The organism is Paenibacillus sp. LT-B23, assembly GCF_059417685.1.
On record NZ_JBSQBM010000004.1, the window covers coordinates 92,795 to 108,242 of the forward strand.

A 15,448-nucleotide genomic window follows, 5' to 3' on the forward strand; every position below is an offset into this window, starting at 1 on the left:
ATGATGCGAGTGTTCGAATCGGGTATTGTCAGCGTTTTGCTGATTGCCGTTGTAGTGATTATTGTGTTAAGCGTATTTTTCAGTTTTTTCCCGGTGATGCTGTGGATTTCAGCATTGGCGTCAGGGGTGCGGATTGGCATCATTACACTGGTAGCTATGCGGTTACGTCGTGTAACGCCAAGCCGGATTGTGAATCCGCTGATTAAGGCAACCAAGGCTGGTCTGGGTTTAAACATCAACCAACTGGAAAGTCATTTTCTGGCGGGTGGTAATGTAGACCGAGTGATCAATGCGCTGATTGCTGCGCAGCGTGCCAACATTCCGCTTGAATTTGAACGCGCTGCTGCGATTGATCTTGCGGGTCGGGATGTTCTGCAAGCGGTCCAAATGAGCGTTAATCCGCGTGTCATCGAGACACCTACTGTCGCTGCGGTAGCCAAGGATGGTATCGAAGTAAAGGTTAAGGCTCGTGTTACAGTGCGTGCCAACATTGATCGACTCGTCGGGGGTGCCGGAGAAGAAACGATTATTGCACGGGTCGGTGAAGGTATCGTTACGACTGTCGGCTCCAGTAATTCGCATAAGGACGTGCTGGAGAACCCGGATTCCATTTCCAGAACGGTGCTGTCCAAAGGTCTGGATGCTGGAACGGCGTTTGAAATCTTGTCCATTGATATTGCGGACGTTGATGTAGGCAAAAACATTGGTGCCTTCCTGCAAACCGAGCAGGCGGAAGCTGATAAACGGATTGCGCAGGCAAAAGCGGAAGAGCGCCGTGCAATGGCCGTGGCGCAGGAGCAGGAAATGAAGGCGCGTGTCGTAGAGATGAGAGCGCGTGTGGTTGAATCCGAGTCCGAAGTGCCGCTGGCGATGGCTGAGGCGCTGCGTGGTGGAAAACTCGGCGTTATGGACTATATGAATTTGAAAAACATTGAGGCAGATACGCAAATGCGCGGCTCCTTGGGCAAACCGAATGAAAACTCGGGAAATGACAACAAAAACCGGGATTAACAACGGGATATAGCCGATGAATTACGGCAGCAAGGCGGTGAGTTATGAACTTTATGAGCTGGATTTTTGAGCATTTGTATATCCTGATTGTGATCGGCTTTGCGTTGGTGTCTTTTTTGGGCAAAAGCATGAAAAGCGCAGAGAGAAAAGCACCGTCGGGAAAGGGCATGCCTACGTTTGGTGGCGACCACGGCTCTCGCGGTCCTTCATCACCCTCCGGACCTTTCTCTACGGAACACAGACAGGAGCAACGTCAGCCGCAAAGGCAGGATACTGCCGGAGAATTGCAGCGTCAGTTTCCTGATGAACGACGTGTAGTTATGGAAGCTCGGCGTATGGAAGAACAAATGAATGATTGGACGGAAACAGAACAACAGACGAATCGGGATTCCCTGGATAACGGTTCTACTCTGGAGGATCGAATCCGGGCCATGGAAGAAGAGCGTAGATCGGTTTTGGCACGTCTCGACCGCATATCCAATGCAAGGGAGTCGGGAGAGATTACAGATGCCTCAGAGGGAGCTTCGCAGGAGCGTAGTAAAGTAACTGCGGCTGACCTGCGGAGAGGCGTGATCTGGGCAGAAATACTGGGTCCTCCGCGTTCCAAGCGTTATATGGGTGGAGGAAGACGTTAAAAAGACAAGAGCTGTTATCGTTCTATTTGAGCAGTTTGCATGAATGGTTTAGTCCGCCCCGGCTTTAGCTGGTGGCGGACTATTTTTTTGCTAATACATAGGCTAGTCCAGAATAGAAATTAGTTTAGCAGAAAATACTCCTATGAACTTACATAAGATGTCATAAACCCAGTAGTAGCAAGGTTTTATTACGTCATTTGTAAGCAAAAAATCTGTCATTGTGTCTAGTTTAATACTGAACTTTCGAAAAAAATACAGAGGCAAAATGATCGAATGTAAGAAAATGAATGGAGCTTTCCGAAAACGGTTTTCATTTTTTCGTTTTTATATATAATGTTCTCAAAGATAGTGTTTCTGAAAATTCACTCCAAATTTAGAGAAAATAAACGTAATTTCGAGGTGAGGTGACTCAGGTATAAAAGTATATATTACATGTCTAGGGGGATGGGATGGATGAATAATAGCTTATTTAGAAAAAAGAGCATTGATCAGCTACTTGCTGCAACGCGGGGTGAAAAAGCACTTAAAAAAGAGCTTGGTGCCTTTGATTTAACGATGCTTGGCATTGGAGCTATTATCGGAACGGGGATTTTTGTGTTGACTGGTACGGGAGCGGTTACGGCTGGTCCGGGTTTGATTATTTCTTTTGTGGTTGCGGGGCTTGCCTGTCTATTTGCAGCACTGGCTTATGCAGAGTTTGCATCCACCGTTCCGGTATCCGGTTCTGTTTATACTTTTACATATGCAACGATGGGGGAACTTCTGGCTTTTATTATCGGATGGGATTTGATTTTGGAATATATGCTTGCTGCCAGTGCAGTTTCTGCAGGCTGGTCGGGTTATTTTGTATCATTTTTGAATGGACTTGGTATCCATATCCCCCTTGAATTCACTGCGGCACCAGGCGCTTTAAAAGATCAAACCACCTATTTTAATCTTCCTGCATTTTTGATTTTGATGGGGATTACCTCCTTGCTCTACTTTGGAATCAAAGAATCGAAACGTATGAACAACATTATGGTTATTGTAAAAATTGTTGTGATTTTATTATTTATTTTCGTTGCTTTTAAATATGTAAAACCGGATAACTGGATGCCTTTTATGCCATTTGGGTTCAGTGGAGTGCTTGGAGCCGCAGCGCTGGTATTCTTTGCTTTTATCGGCTTTGATGCTGTTTCGTCTGCCGCAGAAGAAACCAAAATTCCGGCTCGTGATTTACCGCGCGGCATTATTTTTTCACTTATTATATGTACGCTTCTATACGTCATTGTCAGCGGGATTATGACAGGGATTGTCCCGTTTATGGAGTTTGAAGGCATTTCCCATCCGGTGTCACTCGTCTTGCAGGTTGCAGGTCAGAACTGGGTTGCGGGTATTGTGGATGTGGGGGCCATTTTGGGGATGACCACAGTTATGCTGGTCATGCTTTATGGCCAAACCCGTATTATGTTTGCGATGTCACGTGATGGTCTGGTACCAAAAGTCTTGTCCAAGGTTCATCCTAAATACAAAACTCCGTATATAAACACATTGTTTTTTGGTACATTATCTGCATTAATGGGCGGGTTGATTCCACTGGATGAATTGGCGAGTTTGGTGAACATCGGTACTCTTTCAGCCTTTATACTGATTTCTGTCGCTGTGATTGTGATGCGAAGAACACAGCCGGATCTGCCCAGAGCCTTCCGATGTCCGGGTGTTCCTTATATTCCGATTTTGGCTATTATTTCATGTGGGGCGCTCATCCTGAATTTACATAGCCAAACGTTTATCCGTTTTCTGATTTGGCTCGTTATAGGTCTGGCCGTTTATTTTCTATATTCCAGAAAAAACTCTCTTTTGAATCATGATTCCGAAAAATAACAGAATGGCTCTATAAAATCAGGAAAAGACAATCTCGTTTCGATGCTTGAATCGGGGTTGTCTTTTCATTTTGCATTGTGCAAGTATCCAGACTCTTGCTATGCAAAATTAGGGCTACGATGAATTGTTAGTTTCGTTTCATAAATATGGCGGCTGGATCATAAAGTGTACAGTACAGATATCTGTGGCGCTGGTGTAATGACGCCCATATCTAAGCGGCATCGGCATTGGTTAAAAAAGCATCGTAGCTGCCATGAAAATGACTGTGATCCACCGGATGGCAATAACAGGAGACGAAAATCAGCAGCGTAGCTGCCATAAAAACAATTAGCCGTTTGATAACAATTGTTTTCATGACAGGAAAGGAGATTCCCTCGTATGAGCCGGATGAGCCGCAAACTGCGAAAGTGGGCCAGCGAGACGCTGGAACTTCCGCAGGACATTCTATTTGACCTGCCGCGGTTAACTCTCATTGGCAGCCGCCAGCTTTATGTGGAGAATCACCGGGGCGTCGTGGACTTCACGCCGGATCGGCTAGTACTTGCGCTGGCGCAAGGCAGGTTGCGGGTGACGGGGCATGGGCTTGTAATCACATCTATTATGCCTGATCAGGTCAGTGTGGAAGGACACATTACGGATATCCAATTGGAAGGAACGGAGGAAGGCTCATGAAACATCCTGCTTTAACAAAGCTGCGTGGCACAGTTACCCTTGCCGTCAAGGGAGAGAGCGTGGAAGCGTTCATTAATCTGCTCACGGAGCATCACATACCTGTTTGGAACGTGCGGCCGATGGGTACAAGACATGCAGAAATGAACCTTCTGCTGCCGCACGTCTTCCTGCTGCGTCCGCTTCTGAGAAGGACAGGCTGCAAAATGCATATTTTAAAGCGCCAAGGGATTCCCTTTATCACTCCGCGGCTGGCCAAACGTAAACTTTTTCTGGTTGGACTGGCTGTATTCTGGGTAGGTCTGTTCCTGATGTCCTCACTCATCTGGGACGTTGAAGTAAAGGGGAATGACAAGCTCGCAACGGAAGCTGTACTCAAAGCTGCCCGTCAGGAGGGGCTGTATCCGTTTCAATGGAGCTTCCGTGTTTCCAGTCAGGACAAGCTTTCGCGTGCACTCATGCAGAAGCTCCCTGAGGCATCCTGGATCGGCGTAGATAAGCAGGGTACTTCAGTGACGATTCAGGTCGTTGAAGCCTCACACCCTGCCCCTGCGCCGCTCTACAGCCCACGCCATCTCATCAGCAATGCAGATGCGGTAGTCACTGAAATTTTTGCCGAGCAGGGTCGTCCTGTCGTGCATAAAAATACACGTGTCAAAAAAGGAGCCATACTTATCTCGGGAACGCTCGGGGATGAGGAAAATCAGCAGCTGGTCGTAGCCAAGGGGGAGATTAAGGGCCTCGTATGGCATGAGTACGAAATTAGCAGTCCCACGGTGCGACGCAGCAGCACATATACTGGAAACAGCCACGACCGCTTGTATCTGGTGTTGGGCAACCAAGCGGTGCAGTTATGGGGATATGGAAAAATCCCTTATTCTGCGCATAAAACCACAGTTGAGCATGACCCGTTGACGTGGCGCTCCTTCCGTCTTCCCGTCGGTTGGATGACCGAAAGCGTAAGGGAGACAAAGATACATGAGGATAAGCTTACGGAAGCAGAAGCCCAAAATAGGGGAATAGAAGGGGCACGAGCCGATATTTTAGCCAAATACGGCAAAGGAACGAAAATAATGAGCCAAAAAATTTTGCATGAGAAGAAAGAGAATGGTAAAGTTTATATGAAAGTGCTTTTTGAAGTGGAACAGAATATTGCGGAAGAACTTCCGCTAGTTCATAACCAAGGAGAATGAGGCTATTTGGCAGAACAACAACGCAGCATACAAATTGCATTGAACAATGCGGGAGAAGGACAGGCGCTGTTTGGCCCGCAGGATTCCTTTTTAAAATTGATTGAAGCGGCTGTTCCCGCAAAAATGGATTCCCGTGAGGCGGAAATCAATATTTTTGGTAACGCCCATGAGGTGGAAGTGCTCGAACAATTGTTCGATGTACTGCTCCAGTTAATTCGTAATGGGTATATCCTGACCGAAAGAGACGTCCATTATGCGATTGAACTGGCAAAAGATTTACGTGCTGATCAATTGCTCGATCTGTTCAAGGGAGAAATCACGACTACCTTCCGTGGCAAGCCGATTCGTGTCAAAACGATTGGACAAAAGCACTATGTAACCACGATAAAAAAACGTGATATCGTATTTGGAATTGGCCCGGCGGGTACAGGTAAAACGTATTTGGCTGTGGTGCTGGCGGTAGCTGCCCTGAAGGAAGGCTCGGTCAAGCGAATTGTATTGACTCGCCCTGCGGTGGAAGCAGGCGAGAATCTGGGCTTTTTGCCAGGGGATTTGCAGGAAAAGGTTGATCCGTATCTGCGCCCGTTGTATGACGCGTTGTACGATGTTATGGGACCGGAGCAGACAGCAAAGGCACTGGAGCGCGGGTTGATTGAAATTGCGCCGCTGGCCTACATGCGGGGACGGACGCTGGACGATTCGTTCATTATTTTGGATGAAGCGCAAAACACCACGCCGGAGCAAATGAAAATGTTTTTGACCCGACTGGGCTTTGGCTCCAAAATGGTCATCACCGGTGATGTTACGCAAATTGATTTGCCTCGTGGCAAAAAATCCGGTCTGATTGAAGCGAATACGATTTTACAGGGAATTGAGGAAATAGGCTTCGTACATTTTGCACAAGAGGATGTTGTCCGTCATTCTCTGGTTCAGAAAATCATCGTGGCTTACGACCAGGTTGCCGAAAATCAGGGATAAGCCTTCATATCACGAATGTGGAGCTATCAGAAGTATGAAAATAAGCAGCGTAGCTGTCTTGAAAAAGATGATGGAGAGGGATTGTTTTAGATGACCTCGAAGGAATTGTCTAAGGGCAAAACGTTCCAGCATAGAATGAGTGGATGGAAGTATAGCGTGGCGACACGCTATCTTCTGTTTTTATTTTTAGTGGTTCTTTTTTACGTAGGTTTTGCGTCCAAGCTGCTTCCCGAGCGCTATGACATTCGGGTAAACCAGCCGAGTGAAAAGGAAATTGTGGCTCCCATGCAGCTTCCCAACAGCAAAGCGACGTTAAAAGCTCAGGAAGAGTCTGCTGAACGGGTACAGCCCATGTATACGATTGTACCGATTCGCAACGATAATCTGATTACAGGTATACTGGACCGAATTGAACGGCTCAATCAGGACGATCAGGTTTCCAGATCCGATAAAATTTCCATTTACAAGGATGAAATTCCTCAGCGTGCGCGGGAATTTGTGCAAAATTTTGTGAACAATAGCCGTAACGCGGATGCTTACCCGGAGAAGCTGTTGGATGAAGTACTGCAAAAAACAAAAGAGCAAACATATCGGATTCCGGAGGAAACCTTTATTAAAATTCCGCGTCTCACGTCCGAGGATATTGCCGAGATGCGACCGGTAGCGCGTGAAATCGTGACCGGATTGATGAACGATCAGATTACGGACGCACAAACAGCCCGGGCCAAGGTGGCCGAGCGGGTCAGTACGAGTACGCTTACCAAGCGCACCTCCCGTGAAGTTGTTCAGGAGCTTGCAAGGCTTGTGATTACGGCCAACAAGTTTTATGATGATACAGCTACGAAGGATGCCAGGGTACAGGCTCGTGAAGATACACCAACAGTCTATATCAAACAGGGTGAAGTGCTCGTCAAGAAAGGCGAGATTATTACCCAGGAAATTTATACCTTACTGGATGAGAACGAGCTGCTAAAGGACAAGATCAACTATTGGCCGCAATTTGGCCTGTTGATGCTGTCTGCGATGCTGGCCTTGGGTCTGTTTATGTATATTCGCCAGTTCCAATCACGAACGCGCCGTTTCAAGTATAACAATGCACAATTGCTCATGCTAGTGCTGATTTTTGTAATCACGGTGGGCGCAATGATGTTAACCGCTATATTGCAGGACAGTGAACGGTCTTATCTCGGCTATCTTGCGCCTATCGCGCTTGGAGCCATGCTCGTAACGCTGTTGCTCGATATGTCGCTGGCGTTCGTTTGTGCCGTTATATTCAGTATATTGGCAAGTGTCATTTTGAATGTCCGGCAAGGACAAATTTTTGATTTTAACTTTGGTTTTTTTGCCCTTGTAGTTTGTCTTGCGGCGATTTTCTCAACGCATCGAGCCAGTCAGCGTTCCACGCTGTTCAAGGGAGCGATTATGGTATGCCTGTTCGGCTCTATGTCCGTCTTTACTCTGGCGCTGATCGACCAGAGCAACTGGACTCAAACAACGACGCTCTATGCGGTAGCTTTTGCTTTTGCAGGCGGTTTAATTACAGCGATACTTGTGATTGGGCTTATGCCATTTTTTGAGTCTACCTTTGGCATTTTGTCAGCGCTGAAACTGGTTGAGCTGTCTAACCCGAATCATCCGCTACTGCGCAAGCTACTTACGGAGACACCGGGTACGTATCATCATAGCGTAATGGTAGGTAATCTGTCGGAGGCCGCGGCGGAAGCTATAGGCGCTAACGGCTTGTTGTGCAGGGTTGGTTCGTATTATCATGACATTGGTAAAACAAAGCGCCCTTCGTACTTCATTGAAAATCAGAATGGCATGGACAATCCGCATGATACAATAGAGCCAAAGCTGAGTAAGTCCATCATTATTGCCCATGCCCGTGACGGTGTGGAAATGCAATTGGATTACAAGCTGCCAAAGCCGATTCGTGATATTGCCGAGCAGCATCACGGAACGACATTTTTGCACTATTTTTATCACAAGGCGCTGCGTGAGGCGGAAGAGCAGGGCGTAGAGCCGGATTTTACCGAGGATGATTTTCGCTATCCTGGGCCAAAAGCCCAGTCCAAGGAGGCTGCTGTAGTCGGGATTGCCGATAGTGTGGAAGCAGCCGTTCGTTCCCTGCGGAAGCCGACGGTGGATCAGGTGGAGTCGATGATTGAAAAAATTATCAAAAGTCGTCTGGATGATCACCAGTTCAACGATTGTGAGCTAACGATGCGGGAGCTTGATATTGTGGCTCAAACTCTTAAAGAAACCGTGATGGGGACTTTCCATTCCCGGATTGAATATCCCGAAGAAAGACCAAAGCCTGAGAACGGGAAAGCATAATGGGCTTGTGCATGAAGTGCGGCTGGAGCATTAGAATTAAAAGGAGCGGTTGGCATGAGCCTTCAATTAGCTTGGAATAATGAACAAAACGATATGGTAATCCATGAATCGTTGATTGGTTTGCTGAACACTCTATTGGAGGAAGCAGGCAAGGTGGAAGGGGTGACGGACGGTGAGGTTGCCCTCACTTTCGTGAATGACGAGCAAATCCATGAACTGAACAGGGATTATCGCGGAATCGATCGTCCAACCGATGTGCTGTCATTTGCCATGAAGGAAACACTGGATGAAGAGCTTGAAATCATCTATGAGCTGGATGACGAAGGACCGCTGGACGATGTGCCGGATGTGCTGGGGGATATTATTATTTCCGTGCAGACAGCTCAGGCTCAAAGTGAGGAGTACGGTCATTCCATTGAGCGTGAAATCGGATTTTTGTTTGTTCACGGCTTTCTGCATTTGCTGGGCTATGATCATCAGGATGAAGCCAGTGAAGCTGAAATGATGGGCAAGCAAGAGGCGGTACTGGCTCAAGTGGGGTTGACACGGTAATGAGACGTCAGCCTTGGAGAATGACCTTTCGTTATGCCGCAGAAGGCGTGATGTATGCTCTGCGCACGCAAATAAATATGCGGATACATGTGGTCATGGCGTTTCTCGTCATCGCAGCAGGCTTAAGCCTGCGCATCTCCCGGCTCGATTGGTTATTCGTTTCTGTGGCTATTGCCATGGTGATTGTAGCCGAGCTGATCAATACTGCTGTTGAAGCGGCGATAGATTTAATCTCGCCTGATATCCATCCGCTGGCCAAAGCGGCTAAAGACACCGCCGCCGGAGCCGTGCTCCTGGCAGCGGTTTTTGCTGTAATTATTGGTATATTTGTGTTTTACAGGCCGTTGTTGACCTTGATTAGTCAGCTTTTTTAATGGAAAAACACATTTTTGTAATCATATACTATATAAAAAGACCTAACCCAAAAACCAAAAAAATAGGCGCTTAATAGTGCTGGAGGAAACGAAATGGCTAAGAAACACTTTAAATCAGGCTTTGTTGCGATTGTCGGCAGACCCAATGTAGGAAAATCAACTCTGATGAACCATGTCATCGGCCAGAAAATCGCCATCATGTCAGACAAGCCCCAAACCACACGTAACAAAATACATGGGGTATTCACTACAGAGGACACGCAAATTGTATTTTTGGACACACCGGGCATTCATAAGCGCCAGTCTAAACTGGGCGACTACATGAATCAGACAGCCTTTAATACGTTGGGCGAAGTTGAGGCTGTACTTTTTCTTATTGATGCCTCTGAAGGATTAGGTGGAGGCGACCGTTTTATTGCCGAACAGCTAAAACAGGTAAAAACGCCAGTTATTCTGGTTTTGAATAAAATTGACCGTATTGAGCCGGAAGCGCTGCTGCCCCTGATTGAGCAATACCGCAAGCTGTACGACTTTGCGGAAATCGTGCCGATCTCGGCTAAAATGGGCAACAATGTGAACCGTCTGCTGGAGCAGGTACAGAAATACTTGCCTGAAGGTCCACAATATTACCCGGATGACCAAATTACCGACCATCCGGAGCAGTTCGTTATTGCCGAGCTGGTACGGGAAAAGATTTTGCATATGACGCGTGAGGAAGTACCACATTCTATTGCAGTTATGATTGAAGACATGAAAGTGCAGGATAATGGTGTAGTGCATATTATGGCAGTCATTTTTGTGGAACGGGATTCTCAGAAGGGTATCATTATCGGTAAGCAGGGGGCCATGCTCAAGGAAGTGGGCAAACAGGCACGCATAGATATCCAAAACCTGCTGGGATCCAAAATTTTCCTGGAGCTGTGGGTAAAGGTCAAAAAAGACTGGCGTAACCAGGATCGTGTACTGCGTGACCTCGGCTTCCACCGCGACGCTTAAAAAACATGTTATATTCACACTTTAGTTCCCTAAGGGATCTTAAAGTTGAAGTTTAAAATAAGTTGAAACTAATATGTTTGGTCTTTTAAACACCATAAAAAAATCCGTCCCGACTACCCATTCACTACCACAGGCAGGAGTAAAGTGTCTTTGGTAATTCAAAGCGCCGTCTTTGCAGCGCTTAACTCTTGGTACTACAACTTCCTACCTCCCAGCACTGAAAAAAGGAATGCTTTAAAAAAGGTTGTGTAACTGTATGCACGCTCCAGCGGAGCGAAGGATTTGAATCTGAAGAAGCGTCAGCGTTCGCCTTTACCCCTGAATTTAAACCTTCTCATGTTTCAGATATAAATAAATTCAGGGGTAACAGCGATCGAAAGATCAAATCATTCGCGGAGCGTCTCAGCACCGCCTACAGTAGCACTCTTTTTTAACGCAATCCATTTATTTCATCGCATACTTCACCTCTCTTCGCATCATCCTAATTTTGAGATGCAAACGTCATTTCCGAAGAAAGGATGAATACGATTGCGAGATTTTTCGTGGAAGTATTTTGCGATGACTGGGGATGTCGGTGCGTATCTGTTATACAGGGAGAGCGCCGTGACATGGGAACAAGACACGGATGAAGGAGAGTCGGACGAGCATGAAGAAGCCCGTGAATAGTGCAAGCCACTGGCTTCTTCGCGAATGTTTGGGGGAAGAGGCATGCTTTACAGGATGGAAGGAATCGTCATCCGCAGCATGGATTACGGTGAGGGGAACAAAATTATTACGCTTTGCACCGAAAGCGGCGGTAAGGCAGGCGTGCTGGTCAGAGGAGCCAAGAAGCCCAAAAGCCGTCATGCCGCTTTAGTGCAGCCGTTTACGTATGGTGAATTTGTGTTTTTTCGAAATACCGGCTTAGGCACGTTGAATGCCGGTGAAATAATCCAATCCCACCATACACTGCGCGAGGATATTACCAAGGCTGCTTACGCCTCATATGCCTGTGAGTTGCTTGACCGGGTACTACATGATGAAGAAACGGGCACCTTTTGGTTCAAGCAGCTTAAAGCATGTCTGGAAGCACTGGAGAGCGGAAAAGATCCGGTGATCGTCATGAGCATTTATGAATTTAAAATATTACAGGCGGCCGGATATGCTCCCCAGCTTGATGCCTGTATTTCCAGCGGACAGCAGTGTGCTGATGAAGATATGTTTATCAGTCCGAGGCTGGGCGGGGTCTTGTGTCGAAGTTACAAGCATTTTGATCCTGCTGCATTGAGTGTCACACCGCGTACGTTGAAGCTGTTACGTTTGTTCGCAAGAATGGATCTAAACCGACTCGGCAACATTGACGTGAAGGACTCAACCAAGCTGGAAATCAAACATGTCATGCGCCAGTTCATGGACATGCAGCTGGAGGTCAAGCTGAAATCCCGTAATTTTCTGGATCAGCTCGACAAGTATGATATGTGAAACCACTTGCTCCCTTGACTGTGTTGCTGAAAACGTGTAATATCCTACTATATATCTCCTTCGGGAGCAGAGGCATTGAACGAGAAAGTAGCGGAGTTTATTCTCTAGAGTAAGCGAGTCGGGGACGGTGTGAGCCTGGCGGGAAATCTTCGTGAATAAGGCACTCGGGAGCATCTGATTGGACACGGAAAAGAGGATTACGGTCTGGCTGGTGATGGAGGACTGCAATCAAGTAGGGTGGAACCGCGGGAGTCAGCTCTCGTCCCTACGTCTGTACAGGCGTAGAGGCGGGGGCTTTTTGCTGTCTCTGGCGAGGCTTGTTGGAAGTTGGCAGCCCTGTACATAGAAGCTTTATGAGGAAGGATCACCACCATTTAAGGTAATTTGGAAGGGAAGGGTGTACCATGAATTTTCAGCAGATGATTTTGACACTGCAACAATTTTGGGCCGAGCACAACTGTATTATTGTACAGCCGTATGACACGGAAAAAGGGGCAGGCACAATGAACCCAATGACGTATTTACGTTCGATTGGACCTGAGCCGTGGAACGTAGCTTATGTTGAGCCATCCCGTCGTCCCGCAGATGGTCGTTATGGGGAGAATCCGAATCGTCTGTATCAGCATCACCAGTTTCAGGTTGTTTTGAAGCCATCGCCTGATAACATTCAGGAATTGTATCTGGAGAGCTTGAGCCGCCTTGGTATTAATCCTCTGGAACATGATATTCGCTTCGTTGAAGACAACTGGGAAGCGCCAACGCTGGGAGCATGGGGATTAGGTTGGGAAGTATGGCTGGACGGTATGGAAATTACCCAATTCACGTATTTTCAGCAAGTGGGCGGTATCGATGCCAGTCCGGTTGCGGTTGAAATTACGTATGGTATGGAGCGTCTTGCGTCCTACATTCAGGACAAGGAGAACGTATTCGATCTCGAGTGGGTTAATGGCATCACGTATGGTGATGTTTTCCACCAGCCTGAATTTGAGCATTCTAAATATACGTTTGAAGTATCTGATGTTAAAATGCTTTTCACCCTGTTTAATATGTATGAAGAAGAAGCGAATAAAGCCATGGCGCAGCATCTTGTATTTCCAGCCTACGATTATGTATTGAAATGCTCTCATGCGTTCAACTTGTTGGATGCCCGTGGTGCAATCAGTGTAACGGAACGAACCGGATTTATTATGCGTGTACGGAATTTGGCCCGTCAGGTGGCTGCAACTTATCTGGAGGAACGCGAGAAGCTGGGCTTCCCGTTGTTGAAGAAAGGAGGTGCGGCACATGTCTAAGGATTTGCTGTTTGAAATCGGTTTGGAAGAAGTGCCCGCCCGTTTTATTCCTGCTGCGATTCAGCAGTTAAAGGAGCGTATGACGGCATGGCTGGACAGCTCACGTATTGCTCATGGTGATGTAGAAGCTTATGCTACTCCTCGTCGTCTGGCAGTGCTGGTTAAGGAAGTAGCCGAAAAGCAGGAGGATATTAACGAAGAAGTGAAGGGTCCTTCCCGCAAAATCGCACTTGACGAAGCCGGCAACTGGAGCAAGGCTGCTCTCGGCTTTGCCCGTAGCCAAGGTGTTGATCCCGAGCAATTTACATTCAAGGAGCTTGGAGGCGTAGAGTATATTTACGCAACCAAGAGCAGTATAGGCGTACCGACAGCGGAAGTGCTGTCCGAAGGCCTGTTGCATATTTTACATGCTATGACCTTTCCTAAATTCATGCGTTGGGCCAGCTATGACTTTAAGTTTGTTCGTCCAATCCGTTGGTTGATCGCCTTGTTTGGCAACGATATTGTTAACCTGGAAATTGCCGGGGTTCAATCTGGAAATGTCACAAGAGGACATCGTTTTCTCGGACAGGATACTGTTGTAGAAAGCCCGGCTGACTATGTTGAGTTACTTCGCAAACAGCATGTTATCGTAGATATTGCGGAACGTCAGTCCATCATTGTGAAGCAGATTGAAGCGTTGGCTGCCGAAAAAGACTGGACGATCGCGGTTAAGGATGATCTGCTGGAGGAAGTGCTGTATCTGGTTGAAACGCCGACGGTGCTGTTCGGAGGTTTTGATCCTTCGTTCCTGAACATTCCCAAGGATGTGCTGATTACTTCCATGCGTGAGCATCAACGCTATTTCCCGGTTCTGGATCGTGCGGGAGAGCTGTTGCCATACTTTGTTACGGTACGTAACGGAGGAAGTCAATCACTGGATGTGATCGCCAAAGGGAACGAAAAAGTATTGCGCGCACGGCTATCTGATGCCAAATTCTTTTATGAGGAAGATCAAAGACTGGAAATCAAGGATGCGCTCTCCAAGCTGGAAAGTATCGTTTTCCACGAGGAATTGGGTACGGTTGGAGACAAGGTACGGCGGATCCGCCGCATTGCCGATGCTTTAGCTGAGAAGCTGCGGGTTTCCCCGGATACACAGGAGTCGGTTAGCCGCGCGGCGGATATTTGTAAATTCGACCTGGTAACGCAAATGGTGTATGAGTTTCCGGAGCTGCAAGGGGTTATGGGTGAAGACTATGCCCGTAAGGCTGGAGAAAAGGAAGAAGTGGCGAGAGCGGTGTTTGAGCATTATCAACCGCGTTTTGCCGGAGAAACGGTTCCTTTCACGAACGCAGGAGCTATAGTCAGCATCGCTGATAAAATTGACACGATTACCGGCTGCTTCTCCATCGGTATTATTCCGACAGGTTCACAGGACCCTTATGCGCTTCGTCGCCAGGCCGCAGGTATTGTGCAAATTTTATTGGACCGTAATCTTTCAGCAACTTTGTCTGATGTGTTCAATATTGCGCTTGACGTACACGACAACCTTGGAAATATGAAACGTTCTGCCGATGAAATTCGTAAAGAGTTACATGAATTCTTCGGTTTGCGGGTGAAAAAGCTGTTGTCCGAGACGCTTCGTTATGACGTCGTAGACGCTGTGCTTGCCGCCGGATTTGATGATGTTGCTTCTGTCGTTAATCGCGGAGCTGCTCTGATGAGTGCGGTACAAACGGGAGATGCCTTTAAAGCAACGGTAGAGTCGTTTAACCGTGTAGGCAATTTGGCTGCAAAAGCTGTTCATGCGTCAGTTAATACGGGTGAATTTACGGAACAGGGTGAAAAAGCGCTTTATGAAGCATGGTACGGCGTTTATGAATCTTATCTTACAGCATTGCAGGAAGGCGATGCCACGCGAGCTTTAGAACTTGCCTCGTCCATTACTCCTGCGATCACGGCGTTCTTTGATTCCGTAATGGTTATGGCTGAGGATGATGCGATTCGTAATAATCGTCTGGCATTGCTGGCCGCCATTGATACAGAGCTGAAGCGTTTTGCTGATTTTTCCAAACTCGTGGGCTAATCGTAGCTTTAATAGTATG

The 15,448-nt window shown here is 47.2% G+C and carries 15 protein-coding genes; 14 read left to right on the plus strand and 1 reads right to left on the minus strand.

The annotated features are described in order from the left end of the window. Positions 1-3: 3 nt before the first annotated feature. The 3 genes from floA to bcaP all read left to right on the plus strand — a co-directional run bounded on the left by floA (position 4) and on the right by bcaP (position 3,509). Positions 4-1,011 (plus strand): flotillin-like protein FloA, encoded by a 1,008-nt coding sequence (gene floA, locus ACWXW9_RS07245; RefSeq protein WP_043922497.1) that lies wholly within the window; start codon positions 4-6, stop codon positions 1,009-1,011. A 44-nt stretch (positions 1,012-1,055) separates the two neighbouring features. Further along, positions 1,056-1,646, plus strand: a complete 591-nt coding sequence (locus tag ACWXW9_RS07250) for a YqfB family membrane protein (protein WP_494928864.1) — start codon at positions 1,056-1,058, stop codon at positions 1,644-1,646. A 453-nt stretch (positions 1,647-2,099) separates the two neighbouring features. Continuing rightward, the gene (bcaP, locus tag ACWXW9_RS07255) at positions 2,100-3,509 is read left to right on the plus strand and encodes a branched-chain amino acid transporter BcaP (RefSeq protein ID WP_494928865.1); all 1,410 of its coding nucleotides are present in this window, start codon (positions 2,100-2,102) and stop codon (positions 3,507-3,509) included. 211 nt (positions 3,510-3,720) lie between these two features. Here bcaP and ACWXW9_RS07260 read toward each other — a convergent pair whose 3' ends face one another. Further along, complete coding sequence (locus tag ACWXW9_RS07260; protein ID WP_431087800.1) at positions 3,721-3,864, minus strand: hypothetical protein; 144 nt, start codon at positions 3,862-3,864, stop codon at positions 3,721-3,723. 23 nt (positions 3,865-3,887) lie between these two features. Here ACWXW9_RS07260 and yqfC point away from each other — a divergent pair, with 23 nt between their 5' ends. From yqfC to glyS, 11 genes are all read left to right on the plus strand, one after another. Beyond that, positions 3,888-4,181, plus strand: coding sequence for a sporulation protein YqfC (gene yqfC, locus ACWXW9_RS07265; RefSeq protein ID WP_431087801.1), 294 nt, complete (start codon positions 3,888-3,890; stop codon positions 4,179-4,181). Then, positions 4,178-5,371, plus strand: a complete 1,194-nt coding sequence (yqfD, locus tag ACWXW9_RS07270) for a sporulation protein YqfD (RefSeq protein ID WP_494928866.1) — start codon at positions 4,178-4,180, stop codon at positions 5,369-5,371. Before yqfC ends, yqfD begins: the two co-directional genes overlap by 4 nt. Before the next feature lie 6 nt (positions 5,372-5,377). Continuing rightward, positions 5,378-6,349, plus strand: coding sequence for a PhoH family protein (locus ACWXW9_RS07275; RefSeq protein WP_134913443.1), 972 nt, complete (start codon positions 5,378-5,380; stop codon positions 6,347-6,349). A 90-nt stretch (positions 6,350-6,439) separates the two neighbouring features. Beyond that, the gene (locus ACWXW9_RS07280; RefSeq protein WP_494928867.1) at positions 6,440-8,686 is read left to right on the plus strand and encodes an HD family phosphohydrolase; all 2,247 of its coding nucleotides are present in this window, start codon (positions 6,440-6,442) and stop codon (positions 8,684-8,686) included. Positions 8,687-8,740: 54 nt separating this feature from the next. Continuing rightward, on the plus strand, positions 8,741-9,238 hold the full coding sequence (gene ybeY, locus ACWXW9_RS07285; RefSeq protein WP_354452286.1) for an rRNA maturation RNase YbeY: 498 nt from the start codon (positions 8,741-8,743) through the stop codon (positions 9,236-9,238). Continuing rightward, complete coding sequence (locus ACWXW9_RS07290; RefSeq protein ID WP_134913446.1) at positions 9,238-9,612, plus strand: diacylglycerol kinase family protein; 375 nt, start codon at positions 9,238-9,240, stop codon at positions 9,610-9,612. Before ybeY ends, ACWXW9_RS07290 begins: the two co-directional genes overlap by 1 nt. A 93-nt stretch (positions 9,613-9,705) precedes the next feature. Continuing rightward, positions 9,706-10,608, plus strand: coding sequence for a GTPase Era (era, locus tag ACWXW9_RS07295; protein ID WP_192511896.1), 903 nt, complete (start codon positions 9,706-9,708; stop codon positions 10,606-10,608). Positions 10,609-11,136: 528 nt separating this feature from the next. Further along, positions 11,137-11,274, plus strand: coding sequence for a YqzL family protein (locus ACWXW9_RS07300; protein WP_430041249.1), 138 nt, complete (start codon positions 11,137-11,139; stop codon positions 11,272-11,274). Between the two features lie 42 nt (positions 11,275-11,316). Next, positions 11,317-12,069 carry a DNA repair protein RecO gene (recO, locus tag ACWXW9_RS07305; RefSeq protein WP_494928868.1) on the plus strand — a complete coding sequence of 251 codons (753 nt, stop codon included), beginning with the start codon at positions 11,317-11,319 and terminating at the stop codon, positions 12,067-12,069. Positions 12,070-12,473: 404 nt separating this feature from the next. Then, on the plus strand, positions 12,474-13,361 hold the full coding sequence (gene glyQ / locus ACWXW9_RS07310; RefSeq protein ID WP_014282485.1) for a glycine--tRNA ligase subunit alpha: 888 nt from the start codon (positions 12,474-12,476) through the stop codon (positions 13,359-13,361). Continuing rightward, a complete protein-coding gene (gene glyS / locus ACWXW9_RS07315) occupies positions 13,354-15,429 on the plus strand; it encodes a glycine--tRNA ligase subunit beta (RefSeq protein ID WP_494928869.1) in 2,076 nt (691 codons plus the stop codon). The genes glyQ and glyS overlap by 8 nt, the downstream gene beginning before the upstream one ends. Positions 15,430-15,448 lie beyond the last annotated feature (19 nt).